The organism is Streptomyces sp. ISL-99, from assembly GCF_018614005.1.
Lineage (GTDB): Bacteria > Actinomycetota > Actinomycetes > Streptomycetales > Streptomycetaceae > Streptomyces > Streptomyces flavidovirens.
On the sequence record NZ_JAGGPC010000035.1, the window covers coordinates 62,944 to 84,815 of the forward strand.

19 protein-coding genes, 1 other RNA gene and 2 pseudogenes are annotated in these 21,872 nt (G+C 69.9%); 11 read left to right on the plus strand and 11 right to left on the minus strand.

What is annotated here, in order from left to right; genetic code table 11:
- Window positions 1-15: 15 nt before the first annotated feature.
- Complete coding sequence (locus J7E91_RS22120; RefSeq protein ID WP_214907505.1) at window positions 16-759, minus strand: MerR family transcriptional regulator; 744 nt, start codon at window positions 757-759, stop codon at window positions 16-18.
- Window positions 760-941: 182 nt separating this feature from the next.
- Between J7E91_RS22120 and J7E91_RS22125 the strand changes: the two genes are divergently transcribed.
- The 3 genes from J7E91_RS22125 to J7E91_RS22135 all read left to right on the plus strand — a co-directional run bounded on the left by J7E91_RS22125 (window position 942) and on the right by J7E91_RS22135 (window position 2,215).
- Window positions 942-1,511, plus strand: coding sequence for a Uma2 family endonuclease (locus tag J7E91_RS22125; protein WP_214907580.1), 570 nt, complete (start codon window positions 942-944; stop codon window positions 1,509-1,511).
- A 40-nt stretch (window positions 1,512-1,551) separates the two neighbouring features.
- An RNA gene (gene rnpB / locus J7E91_RS22130) (RNase P RNA component class A) lies at window positions 1,552-1,952 on the plus strand.
- 89 nt (window positions 1,953-2,041) lie between these two features.
- The gene (locus J7E91_RS22135; RefSeq protein WP_214907507.1) at window positions 2,042-2,215 is read left to right on the plus strand and encodes a hypothetical protein; all 174 of its coding nucleotides are present in this window, start codon (window positions 2,042-2,044) and stop codon (window positions 2,213-2,215) included.
- Window positions 2,216-2,634: 419 nt separating this feature from the next.
- On the opposite strand, the gene J7E91_RS36155 is transcribed toward J7E91_RS22135, so the two are convergent.
- The 3 genes from J7E91_RS36155 to J7E91_RS22150 all read right to left on the minus strand — a co-directional run bounded on the left by J7E91_RS36155 (window position 2,635) and on the right by J7E91_RS22150 (window position 5,577).
- Window positions 2,635-3,630, minus strand: a complete 996-nt coding sequence (locus J7E91_RS36155; RefSeq protein WP_251016076.1) for a thermonuclease family protein — start codon at window positions 3,628-3,630, stop codon at window positions 2,635-2,637.
- 267 nt (window positions 3,631-3,897) lie between these two features.
- Window positions 3,898-4,788, minus strand: a complete 891-nt coding sequence (locus J7E91_RS22145) for a PhzF family phenazine biosynthesis protein (protein WP_214907509.1) — start codon at window positions 4,786-4,788, stop codon at window positions 3,898-3,900.
- A 36-nt stretch (window positions 4,789-4,824) separates the two neighbouring features.
- Window positions 4,825-5,577, minus strand: coding sequence for an SDR family oxidoreductase (locus J7E91_RS22150; RefSeq protein ID WP_214907511.1), 753 nt, complete (start codon window positions 5,575-5,577; stop codon window positions 4,825-4,827).
- 92 nt (window positions 5,578-5,669) lie between these two features.
- On the opposite strand from J7E91_RS22150, the pseudogene J7E91_RS22155 reads away from it, so the two are divergent.
- Window positions 5,670-7,322, plus strand: a pseudogene (locus J7E91_RS22155) (alkaline phosphatase).
- A gap of 17 nt (window positions 7,323-7,339) precedes the next feature.
- Here J7E91_RS22155 and J7E91_RS22160 read toward each other — a convergent pair.
- Window positions 7,340-8,344: a Gfo/Idh/MocA family protein gene (locus J7E91_RS22160; protein ID WP_214907513.1), complete on the minus strand. Its 1,005-nt coding sequence runs from the start codon at window positions 8,342-8,344 to the stop codon at window positions 7,340-7,342.
- A gap of 80 nt (window positions 8,345-8,424) precedes the next feature.
- Between J7E91_RS22160 and J7E91_RS22165 the strand changes: the two genes are divergently transcribed.
- Window positions 8,425-9,708, plus strand: a complete 1,284-nt coding sequence (locus J7E91_RS22165) for a Bcr/CflA family multidrug efflux MFS transporter (RefSeq protein ID WP_214907515.1) — start codon at window positions 8,425-8,427, stop codon at window positions 9,706-9,708.
- A 38-nt stretch (window positions 9,709-9,746) separates the two neighbouring features.
- Here J7E91_RS22165 and J7E91_RS22170 read toward each other — a convergent pair whose 3' ends face one another.
- Together J7E91_RS22170 and J7E91_RS22175 are read right to left on the minus strand one after the other, a co-directional pair.
- The gene (locus J7E91_RS22170; protein ID WP_214907517.1) at window positions 9,747-10,457 is read right to left on the minus strand and encodes a bifunctional 2-polyprenyl-6-hydroxyphenol methylase/3-demethylubiquinol 3-O-methyltransferase UbiG; all 711 of its coding nucleotides are present in this window, start codon (window positions 10,455-10,457) and stop codon (window positions 9,747-9,749) included.
- 27 nt (window positions 10,458-10,484) lie between these two features.
- Complete coding sequence (locus J7E91_RS22175; RefSeq protein ID WP_251016077.1) at window positions 10,485-11,753, minus strand: asparagine synthase-related protein; 1,269 nt, start codon at window positions 11,751-11,753, stop codon at window positions 10,485-10,487.
- Window positions 11,754-12,471: 718 nt separating this feature from the next.
- On the opposite strand from J7E91_RS22175, the gene J7E91_RS22180 reads away from it, so the two are divergent.
- Window positions 12,472-13,812, plus strand: a complete 1,341-nt coding sequence (locus tag J7E91_RS22180; protein WP_251016078.1) for a tol-pal system YbgF family protein — start codon at window positions 12,472-12,474, stop codon at window positions 13,810-13,812.
- Between the two features lie 73 nt (window positions 13,813-13,885).
- Here the strand turns inward: J7E91_RS22180 and J7E91_RS22185 are convergent, their stop codons facing one another.
- Entirely contained in the window at window positions 13,886-14,293 is a 408-nt protein-coding gene (locus tag J7E91_RS22185; RefSeq protein WP_214907518.1) for a MerR family transcriptional regulator, read from the minus strand.
- Window positions 14,294-14,342: 49 nt separating this feature from the next.
- On the opposite strand from J7E91_RS22185, the gene J7E91_RS22190 reads away from it, so the two are divergent.
- Both J7E91_RS22190 and J7E91_RS36160 read left to right on the plus strand, forming a co-directional pair.
- Entirely contained in the window at window positions 14,343-15,227 is an 885-nt protein-coding gene (locus J7E91_RS22190) for an NAD(P)-dependent oxidoreductase (RefSeq protein WP_214907520.1), read from the plus strand.
- An 8-nt stretch (window positions 15,228-15,235) separates the two neighbouring features.
- Window positions 15,236-15,328: pseudogene (locus J7E91_RS36160) on the plus strand (alpha/beta hydrolase); the annotation flags it as partial.
- A 129-nt stretch (window positions 15,329-15,457) separates the two neighbouring features.
- Here J7E91_RS36160 and J7E91_RS22195 read toward each other — a convergent pair.
- Window positions 15,458-16,858: an MFS transporter gene (locus J7E91_RS22195; protein WP_214907522.1), complete on the minus strand. Its 1,401-nt coding sequence runs from the start codon at window positions 16,856-16,858 to the stop codon at window positions 15,458-15,460.
- Window positions 16,859-16,951: 93 nt separating this feature from the next.
- Here J7E91_RS22195 and J7E91_RS22200 point away from each other — a divergent pair, with 93 nt between their 5' ends.
- The gene (locus J7E91_RS22200; protein WP_374224759.1) at window positions 16,952-17,527 is read left to right on the plus strand and encodes a helix-turn-helix domain-containing protein; all 576 of its coding nucleotides are present in this window, start codon (window positions 16,952-16,954) and stop codon (window positions 17,525-17,527) included.
- Between the two features lie 99 nt (window positions 17,528-17,626).
- Here J7E91_RS22200 and J7E91_RS22205 read toward each other — a convergent pair whose 3' ends face one another.
- Window positions 17,627-18,949 carry a hypothetical protein gene (locus tag J7E91_RS22205; RefSeq protein WP_214907526.1) on the minus strand — a complete coding sequence of 441 codons (1,323 nt, stop codon included), beginning with the start codon at window positions 18,947-18,949 and terminating at the stop codon, window positions 17,627-17,629.
- 142 nt (window positions 18,950-19,091) lie between these two features.
- Between J7E91_RS22205 and J7E91_RS22210 the strand changes: the two genes are divergently transcribed.
- Window positions 19,092-20,105, plus strand: coding sequence for a small ribosomal subunit Rsm22 family protein (locus J7E91_RS22210; RefSeq protein ID WP_214907528.1), 1,014 nt, complete (start codon window positions 19,092-19,094; stop codon window positions 20,103-20,105).
- Between the two features lie 7 nt (window positions 20,106-20,112).
- On the opposite strand, the gene ddaH is transcribed toward J7E91_RS22210, so the two are convergent.
- Window positions 20,113-20,994, minus strand: coding sequence for a dimethylargininase (gene ddaH / locus J7E91_RS22215; RefSeq protein WP_374224761.1), 882 nt, complete (start codon window positions 20,992-20,994; stop codon window positions 20,113-20,115).
- Window positions 20,995-21,109: 115 nt separating this feature from the next.
- On the opposite strand from ddaH, the gene J7E91_RS22220 reads away from it, so the two are divergent.
- On the plus strand, window positions 21,110-21,751 hold the full coding sequence (locus J7E91_RS22220) for a TetR/AcrR family transcriptional regulator (protein ID WP_214907531.1): 642 nt from the start codon (window positions 21,110-21,112) through the stop codon (window positions 21,749-21,751).
- Window positions 21,752-21,872 lie beyond the last annotated feature (121 nt).

Below are 21,872 nucleotides of genomic sequence, written 5' to 3' on the forward strand. Positions count from 1 at the left end.
CCGCAGCCCGCCCCTTCACCGCTCCATCCTGGCGGCGAGCAGCTCCATGACGCGTCGTACGACCGCGGCCTGCGCCGGAGCGAAGTCCGCCAGCATGGCTTCTCCGTACGCACCCGCCGCGGCGACAGGGCCCTCAGCCGGGATCGCCGCGAGCACCGCGTCCGGCACGGCCGCCGCAAGCTCGTCGGCGAGCGGGCGGATCCGGGGGTCGTCGCCAGAGGCGTCGGCGAGTTCGTCGATCCGCTCGTACAGCGTCAGCACGGCAGGGTCCCGGGTCATCGGCGCGAGGGCCCGCAGGACCTGATCGCTCTGCCCGTTGCCGGCCATCAGGGTCAGATGGGCCCGGTCCTTCGCCGCCGACGGCGAATCGGTGACCGGCAGACCGCCCAGCAGCTCGGCCAGGGCGGGCGAGACGGGCCCCTCGGCGGGCAGCGTCCCCGCCTCGGCCTGCGCCAGCAGCTCACCGAGCCGCGCTCGCCGCCGCCGGATCTCCGCCTCCTGAGTGGCGAGGTCGGTGTCCAGTTCGCGCAGTACGACGGCGAGTTCGGCCCCCGCGTCGTCGGCGAGGACGTCCCGCACCTCGTCGAGGCCGAGCTCGGTCAGCCGCCGGATGCGGGCCAGGGCGACGGCATGCCGCACCCCGTACACCCGGTAACCGTTGGCCAGCCGCGGGGGCTCCGGCAGCAGCCCCTGGTGGTGGTAGTGCCGCACGGCGCGGGTGGTGACCCCGGCGAGCGCGGCGAGTTCTCCGATGCGCATGAGCCCCAGTAGAAACCTTGACGCTGCGGCAGGGTCAAGGGCGGCCACACCGCGGGGCCGCGTCTGTCGTCAGCGCGTGACGGTGTGCCACGATCGGAGGAAGGACTCCCATCTCACGGACGGCTGATCACGCGATGCACCAGTCTGGCGAGCGACCGAGGAAGGGGCGTGACATGAGTGCCATGCCGCAAGAACCGCTCACGCAGGCGGATGTCCTGCTGGAGGGCTTCCTGGCGCTGGATACGCCGGAAGGCTTCCGGGCCGAGCTGATCGAGGGGGAAATCGTCGTGACGCCGCCGCCGGACGGGGACCACGAGGACTACATCGGCCTGATCGTGAAGCAGGTGATGAGGCGCTCCCGGACCGACATGGATTTCTCCGGGAACAAGGGCCTCAAACTGAAGAGCGGAGGAGCCTGCCCGAAGAACCACGCCATTCCCGACTGCACCTTCGCCCCCACCGAGCTGCGCCTGTACCGCGGTGCCGAGCCGTGGATGCCGTGCGACGGCGTCGCCATGGTGGCTGAGGTCACCTCCACCAGGCCGAGGCGCGACCGCGAGGACAAGCGGTACTGCTACGCCCGCGGCGGCATCCCCCTCTACCTGCTCGTCGACCGCGAGGAGTCCTCACTGACGCTGTTCAGCGAGCCGGAGGGCGACGACTACCGCCAGCACTGCACCATCCCCTTCGGCAAGTCCCTCTCTCTCCCCAATCCCTTCGGCTTCGACCTGGAGACGGCGGCCTTCGTCTGAGCTGGAAGGTCCTGGCGGGTAGCATGGTCGGCACGGCAGACGAGCCGGGCGGACGGCCGCGTGGAGATCCCCGGATCTCCCCGAGGAACGTCCGGGCTCCACAGGGCAAGGTGGTGGCTAACGGCCACCCGGGGTGACCCGCGGGACAGTGCCACAGAAAACAGACCGCCGGGGACTTCGGTCCTCGGTAAGGGTGAAACGGTGGTGTAAGAGACCACCAGCGCCTGAGGTGACTCAGGCGGCTAGGTAAACCCCACCTGGAGCAAGGTCAAGAGAGGCCGTCGCAAGACGGCCTTGCGCGGACGATCGAGGGCTGCCCGCCCGAGTCCGCGGGTAGACCGCACGAGGCCGGCGGCAACGCCGGTCCTAGATGGATGGCCGTCGCCCCGACGACCGCGAGGTCCCGAGGCACAGAACCCGGCGTACAGCCCGACTCGTCTGCCGCTTTTCGCTTTCGCCGGGGGCTATCGGAGGAAGATCAACCGTTCTGGTGTGAACCCCGGCAGAGTGGTGAGTACCGAGACCGGTGCGTGATTGACGTCCACGAGACCGCCGTCGTCGAACCGGCGCGGGAGATCCGGTCGGCCGATCAGCAGCTCTCGTGCGAGGGCGGGGTCACGTTCGAGGAGGCTCCGGGCTTCAGCGCGTCGCTGCCGACGTACGAGTGCGGCGCCAACGGCAGGGTCCACAGCTCCAGGCACTGACCGATCGGTGCGAGGCGACCACGCCGGCCCCCGGACCCCGGGTCCTGTGCGGGGGCGAGAGCTGTGGCCGGGGTCCACGAGCCGCGGCCGGGTTGCGAATGTCGCTGTGAGGCCGCCGCCTATGAGCGCGACAATGAACCACCCGGCCGCCGTGCTGCCGCCCGAACCGTCGGGCGAGCCACTGAGCGAAAGCGCGGCGACCATCATGATCAGCGCTGCGAGAGCGCTGAGGGCGAGACCGCGCGACCTTAGCCGGTGGGCGGCCCAGGCGAGTACGAACGGGGTTCCCAGGCCGAGCGTGAAGAGCGGGATGAGTGCCCACAGCATGCTGCCGGCGGGACTCATTCTCGGGGCTGGGAGACCGGAAGCAGGCATCGTTCCGTCCTCCTCCAATTTCCGGACGCTGGAATCAGTTCGCTTCATTCGCAGCCAATGCCGTCTCCGTCGCGGTCGAGGCGGTGCGGGTCGTCGGAGCCGACCGCGACCGGGCCGGGGAGGTCGGAGCAGTCGAGGTCGGGGCCGGGCGGCGGCCCTGGGGGATAGGCCCCCTCGGGGGCAGCCGGCTCGGGGGCAGCTGGCTCGGGGGGCTCGGCGGGTGGGGGAGTGTCGGGTGGCGGGGGAGCTTCCGTTTCCGTGCCGCAGGCGGACCAGAGGCCCGACTCGTTCAGCTCGGCGGTCTCCCCGGCCTGCGAGATCGTCGGCCAGCGCTTGTCGTTGGGCTCGAAGAGAACCGCCTTGGCGTGCCCCGTACGCACCAGGGATTCGTTCACGAACTCGCCCTGTTCGTTCCAGACGTACAGCAGGTAGCGGTCGTACCTGTCCTTGAGGTCCTTGTCCCGCTCGACGCGAACCTCGGAGCCCAGGGGGAGCAGTTGCTGTATGCGAGCGGTCGCTTCGCTGCTGTAGCAATCCCGCGTCTCAGGGGCGTCGATTGCCAGGAGGCGTACCGTCACCGAGGTGTCCCTGGGGAGGATGCGGCCGTCGCCGCTTACCTCGATGGTGTCGCCGTCAACTATGCGCTCGACGACGACGGCCGACGGGGTCTCGGTGACTGGGGGATCGGGGGGCTCGCTCTCCGCTTCCTCTGCAGTTTCTTCTCGCTCGCCCTGAGGGGCGGGCTCGTTCGGCGGAGGGTTCTCTTCGCGCGGCGGAGGCTCTTCGCGCTGCGTGGGGTTTTCGCGTGGTGGAGTGTCCTCGCGCGGTGGGGTCTCGCGCGGTGGAGTCTCCTCGCGCGGTGGGGGCTCCTTGGGACGTGTGGTGTCCTCGCGTGGCGTGGTTTCTTCCGAGGTGACGGTCCCGCCGTCGTCGCCGTTCCGGCCCGTCTCGCTTCCGTTGCCGCAGGCGGCGAGAGTGGACCCGCCCGTGGCCAGCGTGAGTGCGAGGAAAGCGGTGGTCAGCGGCCTGCTGCGGTTCATGCGCCTGCATCTTCTTTCGTGCGCGCAGGACCTGTGACCGTCATTGTCCACCCTGGCCGGCAGCAGCGGCAACGCCCGTTTTGTAGGCGATTGCCGCTGCTGCGGTTCGTCAGTGGCAGTACTACGTGCCGCTCGGCTTGATCAGGCGGGCCATGTCACTGGCCGGGCACGTTGTACTGGATCTTCCCGAGGTGCAGTCCGCCCTGGTGCGCGGCCGCCTGAGTGGGCGGTGGCGGCGAGGCGGGGCTCCGTCGCCTCGGCCGGGGTTCAGGGGTTCGGGGTGTTGGCCGTCTTTTCCGGGATGCGGGTGCCCGCGCCGCCGACCCTGATCCGGCTGTCGCCCGCCCGCAGTTCGACCGTCAGGACGCCCGGGCGTCCCATGTCGTCGCCCTGGTGGAGGGTCAGTACCGACTCCTCCGGGACGAGCGCCAGTTCGCGTGCGTACGCTCCGAACGCCGCCGCGGCGGCGCCCGTTGCCGGGTCCTCGACGACACCTCCCACCGGGAACGGGTCGCGGACGTGGAACGTCGTCGCGTCCTCGCGCCACACCAGCTGAACCGTCGTCAGGTCGAGGCGGCGCATCAGCCGGGCCAGCCGCTCGAAGTCGTACGACAGCCGCGCCAGCCGCTCGCGGGTCGCGGCCGCCAGGATCAGGTGGCGGGCGCCGGCGTACGCGATGCGCGGCGGGAACGCGGGGTCCAGGTCGGCGGCCCGCCAGTCCAGTGCCGCCAGTGCCTCCGCGACGTTGCTTTCGGCCGCGTCCTCGGTGTGCGGCTCGACGCTGGTGAGAGTGGCGCGGTACGTGCCGTCCGGGCTCTCGGTCACCTTCACCGGAACCGTGCCGGCCCGCGTCTCGAAGACCAGGTCGCCGGGGCGGCCCTGGTGCTCGGCGAGCGCCACGGCCGTCGCGACGGTCGCGTGGCCGCAGAACGGGACCTCGGCCTTCGGGCTGAAGTACCGGACCGTAAAGGCGCGTCCGGGCTCCAGCTCCTGCGTCAGGAACGCGGTCTCGCTGTAGCCCAGCTCGGCCGCCACGGCGAGCATGCCGACGTCGTCGAGCCCGGCCGCGTCCAGGACGACGCCCGCCGGATTGCCGCCCTCCGGGTCGGTCGAGAAGGCGGTGTAACGCAGGACGTCGGTGTCGGTGAATGACTTCATACCGCGGCCAACGGCGGCCGGGGTCCCGGTGTTCCCTCAGCCTCGCCCGACGTACGGCATCGTCGTCGCCAGCACCGTCGCGAACTGCACATTTGCCTCAAGCGGCAGCTCCGCCATGTGCAGCACCGTGCGCGCCACGTCCCGTACGTCCATCACCGGCTCCGCCATCAGCTCGCCGTTCGCCTGGAGGATTCCGGCCTGCATCCGCTCCGTCATGTCCGTCGCCGCGTTGCCGATGTCGATCTGGCCGCACGCGATCCGGTAAGGACGCCCGTCCAGCGACAGTGACTTCGTCAGGCCCGTCATGGCGTGCTTGGTGGTCGTGTACGCGATGGAGTTCGGCCGGGGCGCGTGCGCCGAGATCGAACCGTTGTTGATGATCCGGCCGCCCTGCGGGTCCTGCTCCTTCATCTGCCGGAACGCGGCCTGCGCGCACAGGAACGAGCCCGTGACGTTGACGTCGACGACCGAGCGCCACTCCTCGTACCGGATGTCCTCCACCGGCACCCCGCGCGGCCCGAACGTGCCCGCGTTGTTGAAGAGCAGGTCGAGGCGTCCGTAGCGCTCCCGTACGGCGGCGAAGAGGGCGTTCACGTCGGCCGGAAGCGACACGTCCGCCTGTACGCACAAGGTCTCGCCGCCCGCTTCCTGGGCGGTCTCTTCCAGCGGCCCGGTGCGCCGCCCTGCCAGCGCGACCGACCAGCCCGCGCCCGCCAGGGCGAGTGCGACGGCCCGGCCGATGCCCGAGCCCGCTCCGGTCACGACTGCGATCTTCGTCCGAGGGTTCATGGCCCAGCAGCGTACGTGACACGTACATGAAAGCGCGGCGACGCCCCGCAGCACTCCAATACCCCTGACAACAGCAGTCAGGGGAGGGGCAGATGACCAGCACATCGGGCCATGACCAGGAGCTCAGGGCCGCCGCACGGCACATCCACCGCCGCAGGTTCCTCACTGTCACCGGCGCCGCCGCCGCGCTCGCCTTCGCGACGAACCTTCCGGGGGCCGCCCAGGCGGCCGAGCTGGACGCCAAGAGAATCACCGACGACCCCTTCACGCTGGGCGTCGCGTCCGGAGACCCTCCCCCATAGCCTCAAGGGCATGGGAGGTGCCCCCTTCCCGGGTCCGTACTCCTGTGGACAAGACTCGCCCCGAAGCCGTACGAACCGGACAGCGGTCTGCCGCGGGCCCGTGTCCAGGTGCGCTGGGAACTCGCGCACGATGTCCGCTTCCGCCGGACGGTCAGGCGCGGCCACGTCACCGCGCACCCCGAGTACGCCCACAGCGTCCGCGTCGAGGCGGGCGGGCTTGACCCCGACCGGGTCTACTACTTCCGCTTCCGCGCGGGCGACTGGACCAGCCCGGTCGGCCGTACGCGCACGGCTCCCGCGCGCGGCGCGCGCGTCAGCGAGCTGCGGCTCGCGGCGGTCTCCTGCCAGGCGTACCACGACGGCTACTTCACCCCGTACAAGCACCTGGCCGAGGAAGACCTCGACGTCGTCTTCCACCTCGGCGACTACCTCTACGAGTACGCCGTCAACGGCGTCGGCGGCGCCCGCGCCTACACCGACCGCCACCTTCCCGCCCACTTCAACCGCGAGACGGTCACGCTGGAGGACTACCGGCTGCGGTACGCCCTCTACAAATCCGACCCGGACCTGATGGCCGCGCACGCCGCCCACCCCTTCGTCGTCACCTGGGACGACCACGAGACGGAGAACAACTACGCGGGCGAGACCCCCGAGAACGACGTACCGCCCGAGGAGTTCCTGCTGCGCAGGGCGGCGGCGTACCGCGCCTACTGGGAGAACCAGCCGCTGCGAGCCCCGCAGCGGCCCGACGGCGCCGACATGCGGCTCTACCGGCGGCTGCACTTCGGGCGGCTCGCGCAGTTCGACATCCTCGACACCCGCCAGTACCGCTCCAACCAGGCGTACGGCGACGGCTGGCAGCTGCCGGGCCCCGAGTCCGAGGACCCTTCGCGCACCATGACGGGCGCGGAGCAGGAGCGGTGGCTCATCGACGGCTGGCGCGAGTCGCGGGCGCTGTGGAACGTCGTACCGCAGCAGGTCACCTTCGCCCGCCGGCGCAGCGTGAACGACCCGAAGGTCAGCATGGACGCGTGGGACGGCTACCCGGCCTCGCGCAAGCGGGTGCTCGACGGCGCGGAGGCGGCGGGCGTGGACAACCTCATGGTGCTCACGGGTGACGTCCACGTCTCGTACGCCTTCGACCTGAAGAAGGACTTCGAGGACCCGGACTCGCGCACCGTCGGCACGGAGTTCGTCACCACCTCCATATCGAGCGGCAAGGACGGCGCGGAGCGGCCCGCCAACTACGACCGTCTGATGCGGGGCAACGCGCACCTGAAGTTCTACAACGGCAGGCGCGGCTATACGACGGTCACACTCGGCGAGGACGCGGCGCGCGCGGACTTCAGGACGGTGTCCGCCGTCACGACGCCCGGCGCCCCGGTCACGACGGCGGCCTCGCTCGTGACGGAGGCGGGGAACCCCGGCCTGAAGCCCGCCTAGCGGCTGCTGGTCGGCGTCTAGTTGTCGTCGCCCGGGTAGCGGACGCCGATGCGGTCGCGCACCGCGTCGAGCGTCCGCATGACGGCGAGGCTGCCGTCCAGCGGGACGAGCGGCGACTCCTTCTCGCCCGCGCGCAGGCAGCGCATGACCTCGGCGGCCTCGTACTGGAGGCTGTGACGAGTGTCCACCCCGGCGGTGAACTCCTCGGGCTCCGCCCCCTCCCGGTGCAGCACGAACCGGTCCGGATAGAAGAAGCCGCGCCCCAGCTCGATCCGGCCCTTCGTCCCCGTCACGGCCGCCGTGATGGGGGTGTCGGCCGTGATGGAACAGCTCAGCAGCGCCGTCGCACCCGAATCCCACCCGAGCAGCATCCCCGTGTTCAGGTCCACACCCTCCGGTGACAGCAGTGCGTCCGCCTGTACGCGGTCGGGCTCGCCGAGCAGCAGGTGCGCGAACGACACCGGATACACGCCGAGGTCGAGCAGCGCCCCGCCGCCGAGCGCGCGGTCACGCAACCGGTGCTCGGGGGCGAACGGCCCGACGAGTCCGAAATCGGCGTGTACGGTGCGCACTTCCCCCACCGCGCCGTCCCGCACCAGCTCCACGAGCCGCCGGACGACGGGGTTGCAGTACATCCACATCCCCTCCATCAGGAAGCGGTCGTGGCGCCGGGCCACGGCGACCAGCTCCTCGGCCTCACGGGAGTTGAGCGTGAACGCCTTCTCGCACAGCACCGCCCTGCCGGCCTCCAGGCACATCCCGGCGGCCACCCGGTGCGCGGAGTGCGGACCCGCGACGTACACGACGTCCACGTCCTCGTCCATGGCGAGCTCCGCCCAACTGCCGTACGCCCGCGGTATCCCGAACCGGTCGGCGAACGCCTTCGCGGTGGCCGTCGTACGGGAAGCCACCGCGACCACCTCCGCGCCGTCGGTTTCCCGCATCGCGAGCAGGTCCGCGGTGAACGACGACGCGATGCCGCCGGTTGCCAGCACGCCCCATCGCACGGTTTTCTTGCCCATCCCAGCCCCCAGAAAAAAGGTCTCGACCACACCGGACGAGCTGAGAGCATAGGTACGGATTCAACGACATGGAGATGCGAATGCCGGAGACAGGCCAGTCCACGCAAGGTCACATATCCGGCGCGGAGGCAGAAAGCGCAGCTCTTTCCTCCCCCTCCGCCCGTCGCACCAGCCTCCTGGTCACGCTGGTACTCGGCGGTCTCACCGCCCTGCCACCGCTGTCCATGGACATGTACCTCCCCGCCCTGCCCGAGGTCACAAAGTCCCTGGGCTCGCCCGCCGCCACCGTGCAGCTCACGCTGACCGCGTGCCTGGCCGGCATGGCGCTGGGGCAGCTGGTCGTCGGCCCGATGAGCGACAGGTTCGGCCGCCGGAAACCCCTGCTCCTCGGCATGATCGTGTACGTCGTAGCCACCGCGATCTGCGCCTTCGCGCCCTCCACCGAACTCCTGATCGCCTTCCGCCTGCTCCAGGGCCTGGCGGGGGCGGCGGGCATCGTGATCGCCCGAGCGGTCGTGCGTGACCTCTACGACGGCGTGGAGATGGCCCGGTTCTTCTCCACCCTCATGCTGATCTCCGGCGTCGCACCGGTCATCGCGCCCGTGATCGGTGGTCAGGTACTGCGCCTCACCGACTGGCGGGGCATCTTCGTGGTCCTCACCGCCGTGGGCGTCCTCCTCACCCTCGTGGTGTGGAAGTGGCTGCACGAGACGCTGCCGGTGGAGCGGCGGCACGGGGGAGGCGTCGGCGAAGCCCTGCGCACGATGCGCGGCCTGCTCGCGGACCGGGTGTTCACCGGCTACACGCTGACCGGCGGCCTGGCCTTCGCCGCCCTCTTCGCGTACATCGCCGCGTCCCCCTTCGTGGTCCAGGAGATCTACGGCGCGTCCCCCCAGACCTTCAGCCTGCTCTTCGGCATCAACTCGGTCGGCCTGATCACCGTGGGCCAGATCAACGGCAAGCTGCTCGTGGGCCGGATCAGCATGGACAAGGTCCTGACCGCGGGCCTGCTCCTCATCGCCCTGGCGTCCCTCGCCCTCCTCCTCATGACCACCGGGGTCTTCGGCGAGGTCGGCCTGGTGCCGGTCGCGGCGGGCCTCTTCGTCCTGATGTCGTCGATGGGCCTGGCCCTCCCCAACACCAACGCCCTGGCCCTGATGCGCACCCCGCACGCGGCGGGCTCGGCGTCCGCGCTGCTCGGTACGTCGTCGTTCCTGATCGGCGCGATCGCGTCCCCCCTGGTCGGCATTGCGGGCGAGGCGACAGCGGTCCCGATGGCCGTGGTCCAACTGACCTGCGCCCTGGCCTCCCTGACCTGCTTCGCAGCCCTGTGCCGCCCGTGGAAGCGCGCGGCGTCAGTGTGACGGCGACGGTTTGGCTCCGTACCCAAGCCGGGGTGTCCTCACGAGTATCGAGCCACTGTGTACGCATTCGGCCCGGTGAATCCGGCCCCGGACTCGTCGACCATGTCCACGATCTCGAACCCCGCGGCTGAGGCGTAGCGCTCCAGTTCCCGCGGAAACAGGACGCGCCGCCGGATCACATCCTGGGCAGCGTCCCCGGAGGGGAGCACCCACCTCCTGTGCATGGTGTTGATCTGTGTGCGCAGGTCCCACTCATAGCCAATGGTGACCCGGGCCGGTCCGCCCGGTGTCTCGACGACGGTCGTGGTCGCCTCAGGGCGGATGACGGGCGAGACGGGCGAACACAGCACCAGCAGTGCGCACGGTCGGGCGTGAGCGGCGAAAGTAGCGAATGCTTGGCTGATCTCGTCGTTGTCGTACAGGTAGGCGAGAGAGTTGCCGAGGCAGATCACGGCGTCCATGCGTCGCCGGAGACGGACAGTCCGCATGTCGCCGGCGCGGATGTCGAGCCCGGACCGTACTCGCTGCGCGTAGTCGACCAAGCCGGGTTGCAGGTCCACGCCGACGCAGTCGAAGCGCTTGGCCAGGATCTCCAGGTCGCGCCCCGTACCGCACCCGAAATCCACCAGCGTGGTCGCATCCGGCCGATGGCGTTCGATGAGGGCTCGGCATGTCTCGGCACTGCCGCTGTCCGACTGGATCGCGTCATACAGCGCCGGGTCTCGATAGAAGAGGTTCGTTGCTTCCATGCGTTTCGGCTTCCACGTCGGGGCTGGTCACATGAGGCTCCGCAGTCCCACTTCCAAGGCCAGCACGTCGCACAGCAGATCAGGCACCACGGGCGCGTGCTCGGCGTCCTCCCTGGCCTTGGCGAGCGCTTCGGGGTCAACGTATCCGAGATCCACCAAGAGCGATTCCCGCACCATGCTGTCCAGGCCAGGCAGGCCGAAGGAGCGCATTCCCGCTTCCATGACTCCTAGGAAGTTCTCCGGTTCCGCCGGCGAGGCGACCGACTCGGACAGTCCTGCACGCCTCAGCCGCTCGCGGAAGAGCGCCTTTCCGCGCTTGTACTCGTGCGGTAGCTGCTCCATGAACCGCACGATGCGAGGGTGTACGAGTGGGCTCACGGGCCAGATTCCGACCCGGAGGTAACCCGGATTGTGGAGCCCGAACGCCATGAGCGTTGGCACCGGGAGCACCGGAATCGGCGCCAGGTGCTCGTTCACGTCGGTGAGTGCTCGTTCGGCCTCGTTGCCGAGCCACGGAACGGGGTCTGTCGTAGGGAGTGCGGCGCTCGTCCTCGAATGGTGAGCGTTGGTCTCGTCCCCACCGCTGCCCGTGAACATGACTTCACATCCCCGTGCTGCTGCCTGCTCGCGGATCACGTCGAACGCCTCTTGGTAGAACGCGCCGGCGGGATCGTGGGGCATACCGAGGGCGCGCACCCCGCCCGGTACGAACGGCGGAAATCGCATGGCAGGAACGGCCGTGTCACGAAAGCCGCAGTGGTCCACCAATGCCCGCCGGCGCTCTCGCTGCTGTGCCCCGAAGCTTCCGCCCATCACCAACCCGAAACTGTGCACCTTGTTGTAGTGGGCGGAATTCACCGACAAGGCGACGTTGGCGGAGTCGGCTCCGCCCGAAAGTTCAATGCCGACGCACCCGGTTGCCGTGGGGGCTTCGCGGACTGCTTCGGACAGCAGGGAGTCGAATACGTCGAGCGGGTCCACGTCGGGGCGCAGAGGACGCGGTGCCAGTACGTGCTCGGCGGGTTCGGGGTATTGCACCGTGAGGCCCGAGGATGTGAAGACGGCCGTTGCACGTTCGGTGAGGCGGTACACCCCCTCAAACAGCGTGTCGGCGGTGTACCGATGCTGTCTGGTCAGAATCCGGGCCACCACGCGGGGCACGAGCCGGTCGGCCCGTAGGTGCGGGCGCAGCTCCGCAAGGTCCCAGGACGCGTACAAGACATCCTCGACCGACACGAGAAAGAGCGGCGCCGTACCGACCGCACCCGCCGTCAGACGGACTTCCCCGGGTTTCATCGTCAGTGCGACGAAGTCTGCCTCTCCCCGCTTGCACTCCCTCACCGTCAGGCTGACACACGGGGCACGGTCGCCATCGAACTCCGCAGCGAGGGTCGATACCTTCGCGGGCTGGATCCAGCTCGTACCGCTGGTCCAACGACCTCCCCGCAAAGTCCAGTGGGGGGCTCGGACATCTGGCAGATGCAGACGCATCGAAAGCACATGAGTTCCTTCCGACGTGGTGCGGCGGGACGAGCTCGTCCACGTTCATTGCGTTCTCCTTCCAGGGTTGAAGCGCACTCCGCGGCGGGTGCTGCGGAGCTGGCCCCGTCCGGTTGCCGACCGCCCTACACGGGGCAGCGGGACGGGGTGCCCGCCACGTCATAGCGGCGGGTCCTCCCGGGGCGCAGGGGGAACCTGTCCCTGCGACGGGAGGAGTTCGCGGTGTTGAGGGCACTGGCATGGCGGGTACTTAGTGGAGCCGGGAGGGAGGTCCGCGCCTTCGTGCGTTTCGAGTCGCAGCACTCCATTCGTGCCGCGTTCCTCGGTCATCTGGGCCAGCAGGGCCCGCGCTTCGCTTCTCATGCCGTATTCCCTCGGACGATGCCTGCGGCGACGGTCTCGCCGTTCGCTCCTGCCTCTACGCAACCGCCTGAACACGCTGAGCGGTACCGTTGCAGTAGCGGCGGGACTTGAAAGCCTTGAAAGTTCGTAAGTGCGTGGGGAGTTGACGGTCATGGGGAAGCGTGAACCGAACACGGCACTCGGCCGCCTGCTTGCTGAAAGCCGTTGGACGCATCGCCAATTCGCTCGTGCCGTGAACCGCGTTGGCACTGAGACCGGCACGCCGCTGCGATACGACGAGTCGGCGGTGAGCCACTGGCTCGGCGGCACTGTCCCTCGCAGTGCCGTGCGGGCATGCATCCTTGAAGCTCTCTCGCGCCGCCTCGGCCGACCTGTGACGCACGCTGAGGCGAGCTTGCGTGTTCCCCGCAGTCACTCCACCGCGTCCACGGATACCGTGGAGGGAATGATCGACCTGGGGAGGCAAGACATGGACCCGTCCCGCCGCAACGTCCTGGGTGCCGGTCTGTTCTCCGTGGCGCTCACGATCCCCGGTTGGCAGGACGTAATCGGGCGTGCGGAGGCGGTACAGTCCGGCCGCACCGCGCGTATCGGCATGAACGAAGTAGACATGGTCGTCGCCATGACGGAGCGAGTCTCCGATCTCGACGACCAGTTCGGCGGCCGTCACGCGCGTCCCATGGCGGCCTCGTTCATGGTCAACACCGTGGCTTCATACCTTCGCGCCGACGCGTCGGAGGAGGTACGACAAGCGATGCTGTCCGCCGCCTCGGACCTGCTGTACCTGACCGGCTACATGGCCGTGGACGAAGGGCTGCACGGCCTTGCGCAGCGCTACTACGTCAACGCCCTGCAACTGGCGGGCGCGGCCGAGGATCACCTGACGTACTGCACCACTCTGCGCGGCATGAGCGTCCAGGCGGTCGACCTGGGCTACGGGGCCAAGGCGGTGGAGCTGGCCAACGCTGCTGCCGCTGCATCCCCGAAGGCCGGGCCCCGAATGCTTGCGTTTCTCCTGGGCCAGCAGGCCCACGCTGCCGCGCAGACCGGCGACCGCACGAGCGCTCTGCGCTATATGCGCGAGGCGGAGGCCGCAATGGACCGCGCCGAGTCTCGGGCGAGAGTATTCGGCTCGTACGACCCGGCAGCACTCAATTACCACATCAGCCAGGTGCGTTACGAACTCGGAGACACCCGCGGAGCCGTCGAGGCGATGCAGCAGGCCGATCGGCTGCGTCCTGGCGTCTACCGGCGAACGCGAATGCACCAGCGAGGCACACTCGCAGAACGCCAATTTGAGATCGGCCATCTCGAAGCAGCCTGCGCCACCTGGCACCAGGCCCTCGACGACTACCCCATGGTCCAGTCCGGCCGAGCCGACGAGCGCGTGAAGACGATGTTCAGCCTCCTGCGCCCCCACCTGAAGAACGCGACCGCCCGCGACCTGTACGACCGAGCACGAACGATCGCACGGCCATCACTGGTGAGTTGACGTCGGCGGTGGTCTCGCGGGCCGACGGGTGGTGCTGGTCGAGACGGTCCGCAAGGCGGGGTACGCCGGCTGTTCAGGCGGGTACGGGCTCCAGGTCGGCATCGTCAAAGGGGGGATAGCTCTCGGTGCCCGTTCGCTCGGCCGCGTCAATGTAGTAGGCAAGAGCGTCGCGGGATTGAGCGAGCCTGGCCATCTGATCGTCCAGTCGCTGCAGCCGTGACCGCATCGCGGCCAGCAACTCGGGACACCCGGGCAGTTCCGGGGCCTCTCCCACCGCACAGGGCAGCAGGTACGCGATGTCCTCGGAGGACAAACCGGCACCCAGCAGGTGCCGGATCTGCTTCACCCGCAGCACGGCGTTCTCGTCGTACTCGCGATAACCGTTCGCGCCGCGGTCTGCCTCCAGCAGGCCATGGGCCTCGTAGTAGCGCAACTGGTGGGCGTTGACGCCCGTCCGACGACTCAGTTCCCCGATCAACATCGAAACCTCGCTTGACCTTCACACCGGCACCAACGTTGACGATCCTGCCATGAGGAAAAAAACCGATACACCCGTGACAGTCATCGGACTCGGACGGATGGGCCAGGCACTCGCCGGCGCGTTCCTCAAAGCCGGGCATCCCACAACCGTGTGGAACCGCACGACCTCCAAGGCCGACCAACTGGTCGCCGAGGGTGCCCAGTTGGCGCCAACGGTCGGCGACGCGCTCAAGGCCGGTTCCCTGACGATCATCTGCGTCACCGATTACCAGGGCATGTACGAGCTGCTCGGCGCGAGCGATATCGAGCTGGACGGCACGATGTTGATCAACCTGACCTCGGGCGACTCGGCCCAGGCCCGGGAAGCCGCCCAATGGGCCGAGCAGCGCGGCGCCCACTACCTGGACGGCGCCATCATGGCCATTCCGCCGGCGATCGGGACCGCCGAAGCGGTCATTCTGCACAGCGGGCCGCAGCCGGACTTCGAGGCACACAAGTCAACACTCGACGCGCTCGGCACTGTCACCTACCTCGGCGCGGACCATGGGTTGGCGTCCCTGTACGACGTGGCGGGCCTGGCCATGATGTGGAGCGTCCTGAACGCCTGGCTCCAGGGCACCGCCCTGCTCAGGACGGCCGGTGTTGACGCCGCAACGTACGCGCCGTTCGCGCAGCAGATCGCTGCCGGCGTGGCCGAATGGCTGCCTGGATACGCCGAGCAGATCGACAGCGGCGCCTTCCCGGCCGAGGTGTCGGCCCTGGAGACCGAGGCGCGGACGATGACACACTTGATCGAGGAGAGCGAGGCGGCGGGTATCAACGCCGAACTGCCGAAGTTGATCAAGGCGATGGCGGACCGCTCGATCGCCGCCGGACACGGTGGGGAGCAGTACCCCGTGCTGATAGAAGAGTTCGGCAAACCCCGCGACGCCTGACCGAGGCTGCCGCGCGGATCACCGTCCCGGTGGAGTTCCTGCTTCAGTGGGACGATGAGCGGGTGCCGCGGTCCCAGGGCTTGGCGCTGTTCGACCGGCTGATACCGCCGCCTGCAGTCCGCGACGCACCGATCGGGATCCGCTCCCCGATCGGCGTGTTCAGCGAACACTGATCGGCGATCGCGTCGCCAAGCCTGTGGGAGCTCTGCCGGCGCTGGTCGTCACCAGGTCTACGCCTTGGCCGTGGTCGCCGGCTGGGACGTGCGCGCCGCGGCGAACAGGAACAGTCCGCAAGCCCCCACGAGCAGCCATCCCGTGTGGGACGCACGAGCGAGATCGGCGGGGCCGACGCCCGTGACGAGGGCTCCGGCGACGGCGACGCCCACCGCCGAGCCGATCTGGCGAGCGGTCGAGGTGATCGCTCCGGCTACGCCGGCCCGGGACGGAGGCAGTCCGCCGACTGCGATGTTGGTGAGAGGTGCGTTGGCGAATCCGAATCCGACGCCGATGAGCAGGTAGGCGAGCAGGAGCAGCAGCACGTTCGTGTCCTGGCCGAGGTTTACCAAGCTCAGGCCGCCGACGGTGATGAACCCACCGGCAAGGAGGAGCGGACGTCGCGGTCCCAGGCGTCCCACCAGGATGCCGGACCAGGGCGCGCACAGGAAGGCCCCGAGCGCCATGGGCAGGGTCGCCGTGCCTGCGGCGAGCGGGCTCCAGCCGCGTCCGTGCTGGAGGTAGAACGTGGTGAGCATCAGGCTCACGTTGAGTGCGACGAACACCGCCATCGCTCCCAGGACCGCCGTGACGAAGGGGGGCCGCCGGAAAAGCCCCAGGTCCATCAAGGGTTCCCGCCGACGGAGTTCGACCCGGACGAACGCGGAGGTGGCAACCGCGATCAAGGAGTAACCGGTCAGCGCCGTGGGTGAGGCCCAGCCGATGTGGGGCCCTTCGATGAGGACGCCGACGGAGAGGAACAGGGCCGCGGTGAGAAGCGCCTGGCCGGGCAGGTCGAGCCGCCGGGCGCGCGCCGCTCGGGACTCCGGTACGAACACGGCGACCAGGACAAGGGCGGCGACGACGACCGGTGCGTTGATCCAGAACACCGACCGCCAACCGAACGCGGCGATGAGGGCCCCGCCGATGACCGGCCCTGCCGCCATGCTGAGCCCGAAGACCGACGCCCAGATGCCGATCGCCCGGGCCCGCTCCCGTGGGTCGGGCATCGTGTTCACGACGATGGCCAGGGCCACGGGGCTCAGCATCGAGGCCCCGATACCTTGGACGGCCCGCGCCGCGACGAGTAGGCCGGGTGACGGAGCCAGGGCACAGGCCAGTGAGGCGATGCCGAAAAGAACCAGTCCGCACTGGAAGACCCGGCGTCGTCCGAAGCGGTCCGCGAGCGCGCCGGACACGATAAGGAGGCTGGCCAGGACCACGGTGTATGCGTCGACGATCCATTCGAGACCGCGAGTTCCCACGCCCAGGCCGCGCCCGATCTCGGGCAGACCCACGTTGACGATGGTGGTGTCCACACCCACCAGGAACATGCTCAGAGCGCAGACGGCGAGTACCGTCCAGCGCCGGCGCGCACTGAGCGCGAGTGGTGGGGCGGCCAGGGATGTGGCGGTCACGGGAATTCCCCTTCGGTTGTGCCGGGATGATCTGCCCGCCCATGCTCGGTTCAGCGAGGAGCGGAGGCCCAGAGACTTTGCGAAGACTGCAAAATGGCTCTTATGGAAGTGGAACTCTCGGAAATCCTCGACGGCATCGGGCCGAGGTTGCGCGAACTGCGCCGCGACCGCGGGCTCACCCTGGAGGCGCTCGCGGACGGCACCGGGATCTCGGTGAGCACCCTGTCGCGTCTGGAGTCCGGCCGACGGCGCCCGACCCTCGACCTGCTCATCCCGCTCGCGCGGATTCACCGCGTCGCACTGGACCAGCTCGTGGCGGCACCGGCCACCGGTGACCCGCGTGTTCACCTCAAGCCCCACAGCCGGGGACGCGGGAGTGTCCTCGTACCGCTGACGCAGTACCCCGGCCGAGTCCAGGTTTTCAAGCAGGTACTCGCACACCGCGAGCCGAAGCTCGTCACCCACCGCGGCTACGAATGGCTGTATGTGCTCGCCGGTGAACTCCGCCTCATCCTCGGGGAACGGGAGTCCACTCTCCGACCGGGCGAGGTGGCTGAGTTCGACACCACAGAACCCCACTGGTTCGGCCCCGCCGGCACGGACGCCGTGGAGATCCTGCACATGTTCGGCCCGCACGGCGACCAAGCCGTCGTCCGCACCGGTCCGTAGGCGGTCGCCGGCGGAGCGGGCCGCTTTGATCTGGCCCTGGCTGCCACCGCTTCCGCCCGGGCGGTTACTGAGGTCGAACTCGTGGTGTCGCGGGGCCTCTCAGCTTCGGCGCGCGTAAGCGATCAGGTGGGGGCGGTCCTTGCGGTCTGTCCAGGGGAACAGGGCCGTGCCGGCCACCTCCACCGCCGGGACGTGCACGTTCGCCGGGAGTGCCGTGGGGCGGGACGTCGTCAGGTCGGCCTCCACGGGGGTGTGCGTCGCCGTGGTGCCGTACGCGATGCCCGTGTCCGTCGCCACCGTCAGAGACAGCGGCTTCGTGCCGTCCGCCTCCTCGAAGCAGTGGCCTGCCCCCGTCTCCAGGTCGAAGCCGAGGCTCCCCGCTACGACGTAGCGCCCCTCCGGCGCGACCGCCGCCCGGGGGTACGTTCCCGGCTCTATGGCCGGCTTCCGGCACTCCGCCTTCGCGAGCGCCTTCCCGGTCGTCGCGTCGTGCACCGCCCACACGTCGTAGTCGGCCGCGCCCTCGCTGCCCCGCTTCTTCTTCCACCGGGCGACGATCCGCCCGTCCACCACCGACGTCGGCACCCCGGAGGCCGGCTCAGTCCCGGCCGGCGCGGTCTTCCGGCTGTGCCAGCCGCCCCGCACCCAGAACTCCCGGCGCCCGCTCACCAGCACCCCCTTCTCCGTCACCGCCCGCACCTGGGTCTCCACCCGGCACTCCCCGCACCCCTTCGGGTAGCGAAGGTCGGCCGCGGCGACGCGGGTCACCAGGCCCGTCGCCGGGTCGACGACCGCGCTGTCCGCGCCGCCGTCGCTGACGAGGATGCCGGGGCCGGCCCCGTTCACGCTCGGCACGTCGGCCCAGGGCAGCTCGACCCGCTGCTGCGTGCCGCTTTCGACGTCGTACACGTCGAGCGCCACGATCATGTCGGCTGCTGACAGCGCGTCCTCGCCGACCTTCCCGTACGACCAGGTGACGAAGAATTCGCGGCCGTCCTTGGCCACGGCAAGCAAGCGGGGAAAGTGCTCCGGGTCGGACAACGGCTGCCACGGGTCGCCCGCCCACCGCGTCTTCCCGCTCGTCGCGTCGACGGTCCGGAGGCGGAAGCGGGTGGCGGACACCCGCTCCAGGTAGCCGACGCGCCCCGCCCTCGCGGCCACCGCGTAGTCCGGCGAGAGACCGGTGACCTGCCAGCCCCGCTCATTGGTGTACGCCGAGGGAACGGCCAGCCGCGTCGCGGGTCCGGCCGCCGCGCTCTTCCTCGCGGGTGCGGAGGGCTGGGGGGACTTCCGTTCCTTGTCGGCGGCGGCGTCGGAGTCCGCGTTGTTGTCGCCCCCACCACCGCACGTGGCCAGCAGGAGCAGCAGCGCCAGAACGATCACACCGGCCACCAGAGCCACCCGTACGACCCGCTGTCCCATGGTCCCCCCGAGGGTCAAGTCAAGGGCGTCAGCGTAGCAACTTCCGCTCGCGCCGGATCAGTTCGGCCGCACCCCGCCGCCGGTCGCCCCCGCCCGCCACCGGCGGCCCCCGGCGTGCCCCGGAAGTGCCTAAAATTCGACAGTGAACTCCACCCTCCCCACCGCGGAAGCCCTGCGCAGCGCACTCGCCGGACTTCTCGACGGGCTGCCGCCCAAGCAGGCCGCGCAGGCCGTCGAGCGGTTGATCGCGAACTACCGGGGCACCACCCCCACCGGCGCCCCCGTGCTCCGCGACCGCTCCGACGTCGCCGCGTACGCCGCGTACCGGATGCCCGCGACCTTCGAAGCGGTACGTTCCGCGCTCGCCGCACTGCGTGCCGCGGCCCCGGAGTGGACCCCGGCGACGCACACGGACATCGGCGGCGGGACCGGCGCCGCGACCTGGGCCGTGGCGGAGGCGTGGCAGGAGAAGGCGGCCAGTACGGTCGTCGACTGGGCCGAGCCCGCCCTCGCGCTCGGCCGGGAACTGGCCGAAGCCTCCGGTTCCCCCGCCCTGCGCGCCGCGAACTGGCAGCGCTCCCGTATCGGATCGGCGCTCCGGATCGAGAGCACTGATCTCGTCACCATCTCGTACGTCCTGAAGGAACTCACCCCCGCCGACCGCGCCACCCTCGTCACCGAGGCCGCCCGCGCCGCCCAGGCCGTCGTCATCGTCGAACCCGGCACCCCCGACGGCTACCTCCGCGTCATCGAGGCCAGGCAGCAGCTGATCGACGCCGGCCTGAGCGTCGCCGCCCCCTGCCCGCACAGCGGCGCCTGCCCCATCGAGCCCGGCACCGACTGGTGCCACTTCTCCGCCAGGGTGAGCCGCTCCTCCCTCCACCGCCAGGTCAAGGGCGGCTCGCTGCCGTACGAGGACGAGAAGTTCAGCTACGTCGCCGCCGTCCGTGACGAAGTGGATGCGGACCCGGCCGCCAACCGCGTGATCCGCAGGCCGCAGATCCGCAAGGGCATGGTCCTGCTGGAACTGTGCGCGAAGCCGGAGGAACTGACCCGCGAAACGGTCACCAAGAAGCGCCACGGCGACCTCTACCGGGCGGCCCGCGACATCGACTGGGGCGACGCCTGGCCGCCGCCCCCGTCGGACACGCCCTAGCCGAGCCCTAGCCGCAAGGCTCCCCGCGCAGCTCCTGCGTACAGCACTTCACACTGCCGCCGCCCTTCAGAAGCTCCCCGAGGTCCATCCCCACCGGTTCGTACCCGCGCGCCCGCAGTGGCGCGAACAGCCCGAGCGCGGTCTGCGGCAGCAGCACGTGCCGCCCGTCGCTCACCGCGTTGAGCCCGAGCGCCGCCGCGTCCGCCTCCTCGGCGATGATCGCGTCGGGGAAGAGCCGGGCGAGGACGGCCCGGCTGCCGGGGGAGAAGGCGCCGGGGTAGTACATGACCTCGTCCGTACGGTCGTCGAGGACGGCCAGCGCCGTGTCCAGGTGGTAGTAGCGCGGGTCGACGAGGTCCAGGCCGATGACCGGGCGGCCGAAGAACTCCTGCGCCTCGTCGTGCGACAGCGGGCTGGAGCGGAAGCCCCGGCCGGCGAGGATCCACGACGAGGTGACCGCGAAGTCGCCCTCGCCCTCGTTGATGTGCGCGGGCTCGCAGATCTCGGTGAAGCCGTGGGCGCGGAACCACTCCAGGTGCGCCTCGGCCTCCAGTGCCCGTTCCGCGTACGCGAACCGGGCGCCGAGCACCCGCCCGTCGACGACGGTCGCGCCGTTCGCGGCGTACACCATGTCGGGCAGACCGGGCCTGGGGGTGAGGAGTTCGACGGTGTGGCCGAGGCTCCGGTAGCGGTCGCGCAGGTCTTCCCACTGGGTCAGGGCCAGCGGCAGGTCGACCGGCTTTGCGGGGTCCATCCAGGGGTTGATGGAGTACGTCACCCTGAAGTGCTCCGGGGGGCACATCAGGTAGCGGCGGGGCGAAGCGTCACGAGGCAATGAGGGCTCCTCACGAGCGGCATGGGGCCTGAGGGCACAGAGTGTGCGTGACAGCCATGGTCCGCCGAACAGGGCCGTCGCGCAGTGAACCGATCGGGTGGTTCCGTACTGGTCAGCTCGCGTCCACTCGACGAGACGTGACGTCTCGCCGCACTGGTAGATTGGCCGCATGGCCGAGACCCGAAACCCCAAGCCCGCAGACAGAACCCCCGACTCCACGCGCCGCAGCGAGCGCTCCCGCCGCGCCATCTACGAAGCGGCGCTCTCCCTCGTCGGCGAGGTGGGCTACACCAGGACGACGATCGAGGGCATCGCCGCCCGCGCCGGCGTGGGCAAGCAGACGATCTACCGCTGGTGGCCCTCGAAGGCCGCCGTCCTGCTCGAAGCCTTCCTCGACCTCGGCGAACAGGCAGCGGAGGCGGCGGGCGCCGAGGGCGGTGAGTACGAGATCCCGGACACCGGCGACCTGGCGGCCGACCTGAAGACGGTCCTGCGCGCCACCGTCGACGAACTCCTCGACCCGAAGTGCGAAGCCCCCTCCCGTGCCCTCACCGCCGCGGGCATCGTCGACCCCGCCCTGGGCGCGGAGTTCGTGGAGAAGCTGCTCGAACCGTCGCTCCAGCTGTACGTGAACCGGCTGCGCGCGGCGCAGGAAGCCGGCGACGTACGCACCGGGATCGACCCGCGCATCGCCCTGGAACTCCTCGTCGCCCCGCTCGCCCACCGCTGGCTGCTGCGCACCCTCCCGCTCACGCACGAGTACGCCGACGCCGTCGTCGACTACGCACTCGGCGGCCTCGCACCGCGCTGAGGTTGCCTGGATGCCGCCGGGGGTGAGTTCGCTCACGGAGTTCGCCGTACGTTCACCGCGAGGCCACTTATCGGGGCAAAGGCGCCAATCGCACCACCGCTGTGGTATCGGCCCGCGTACC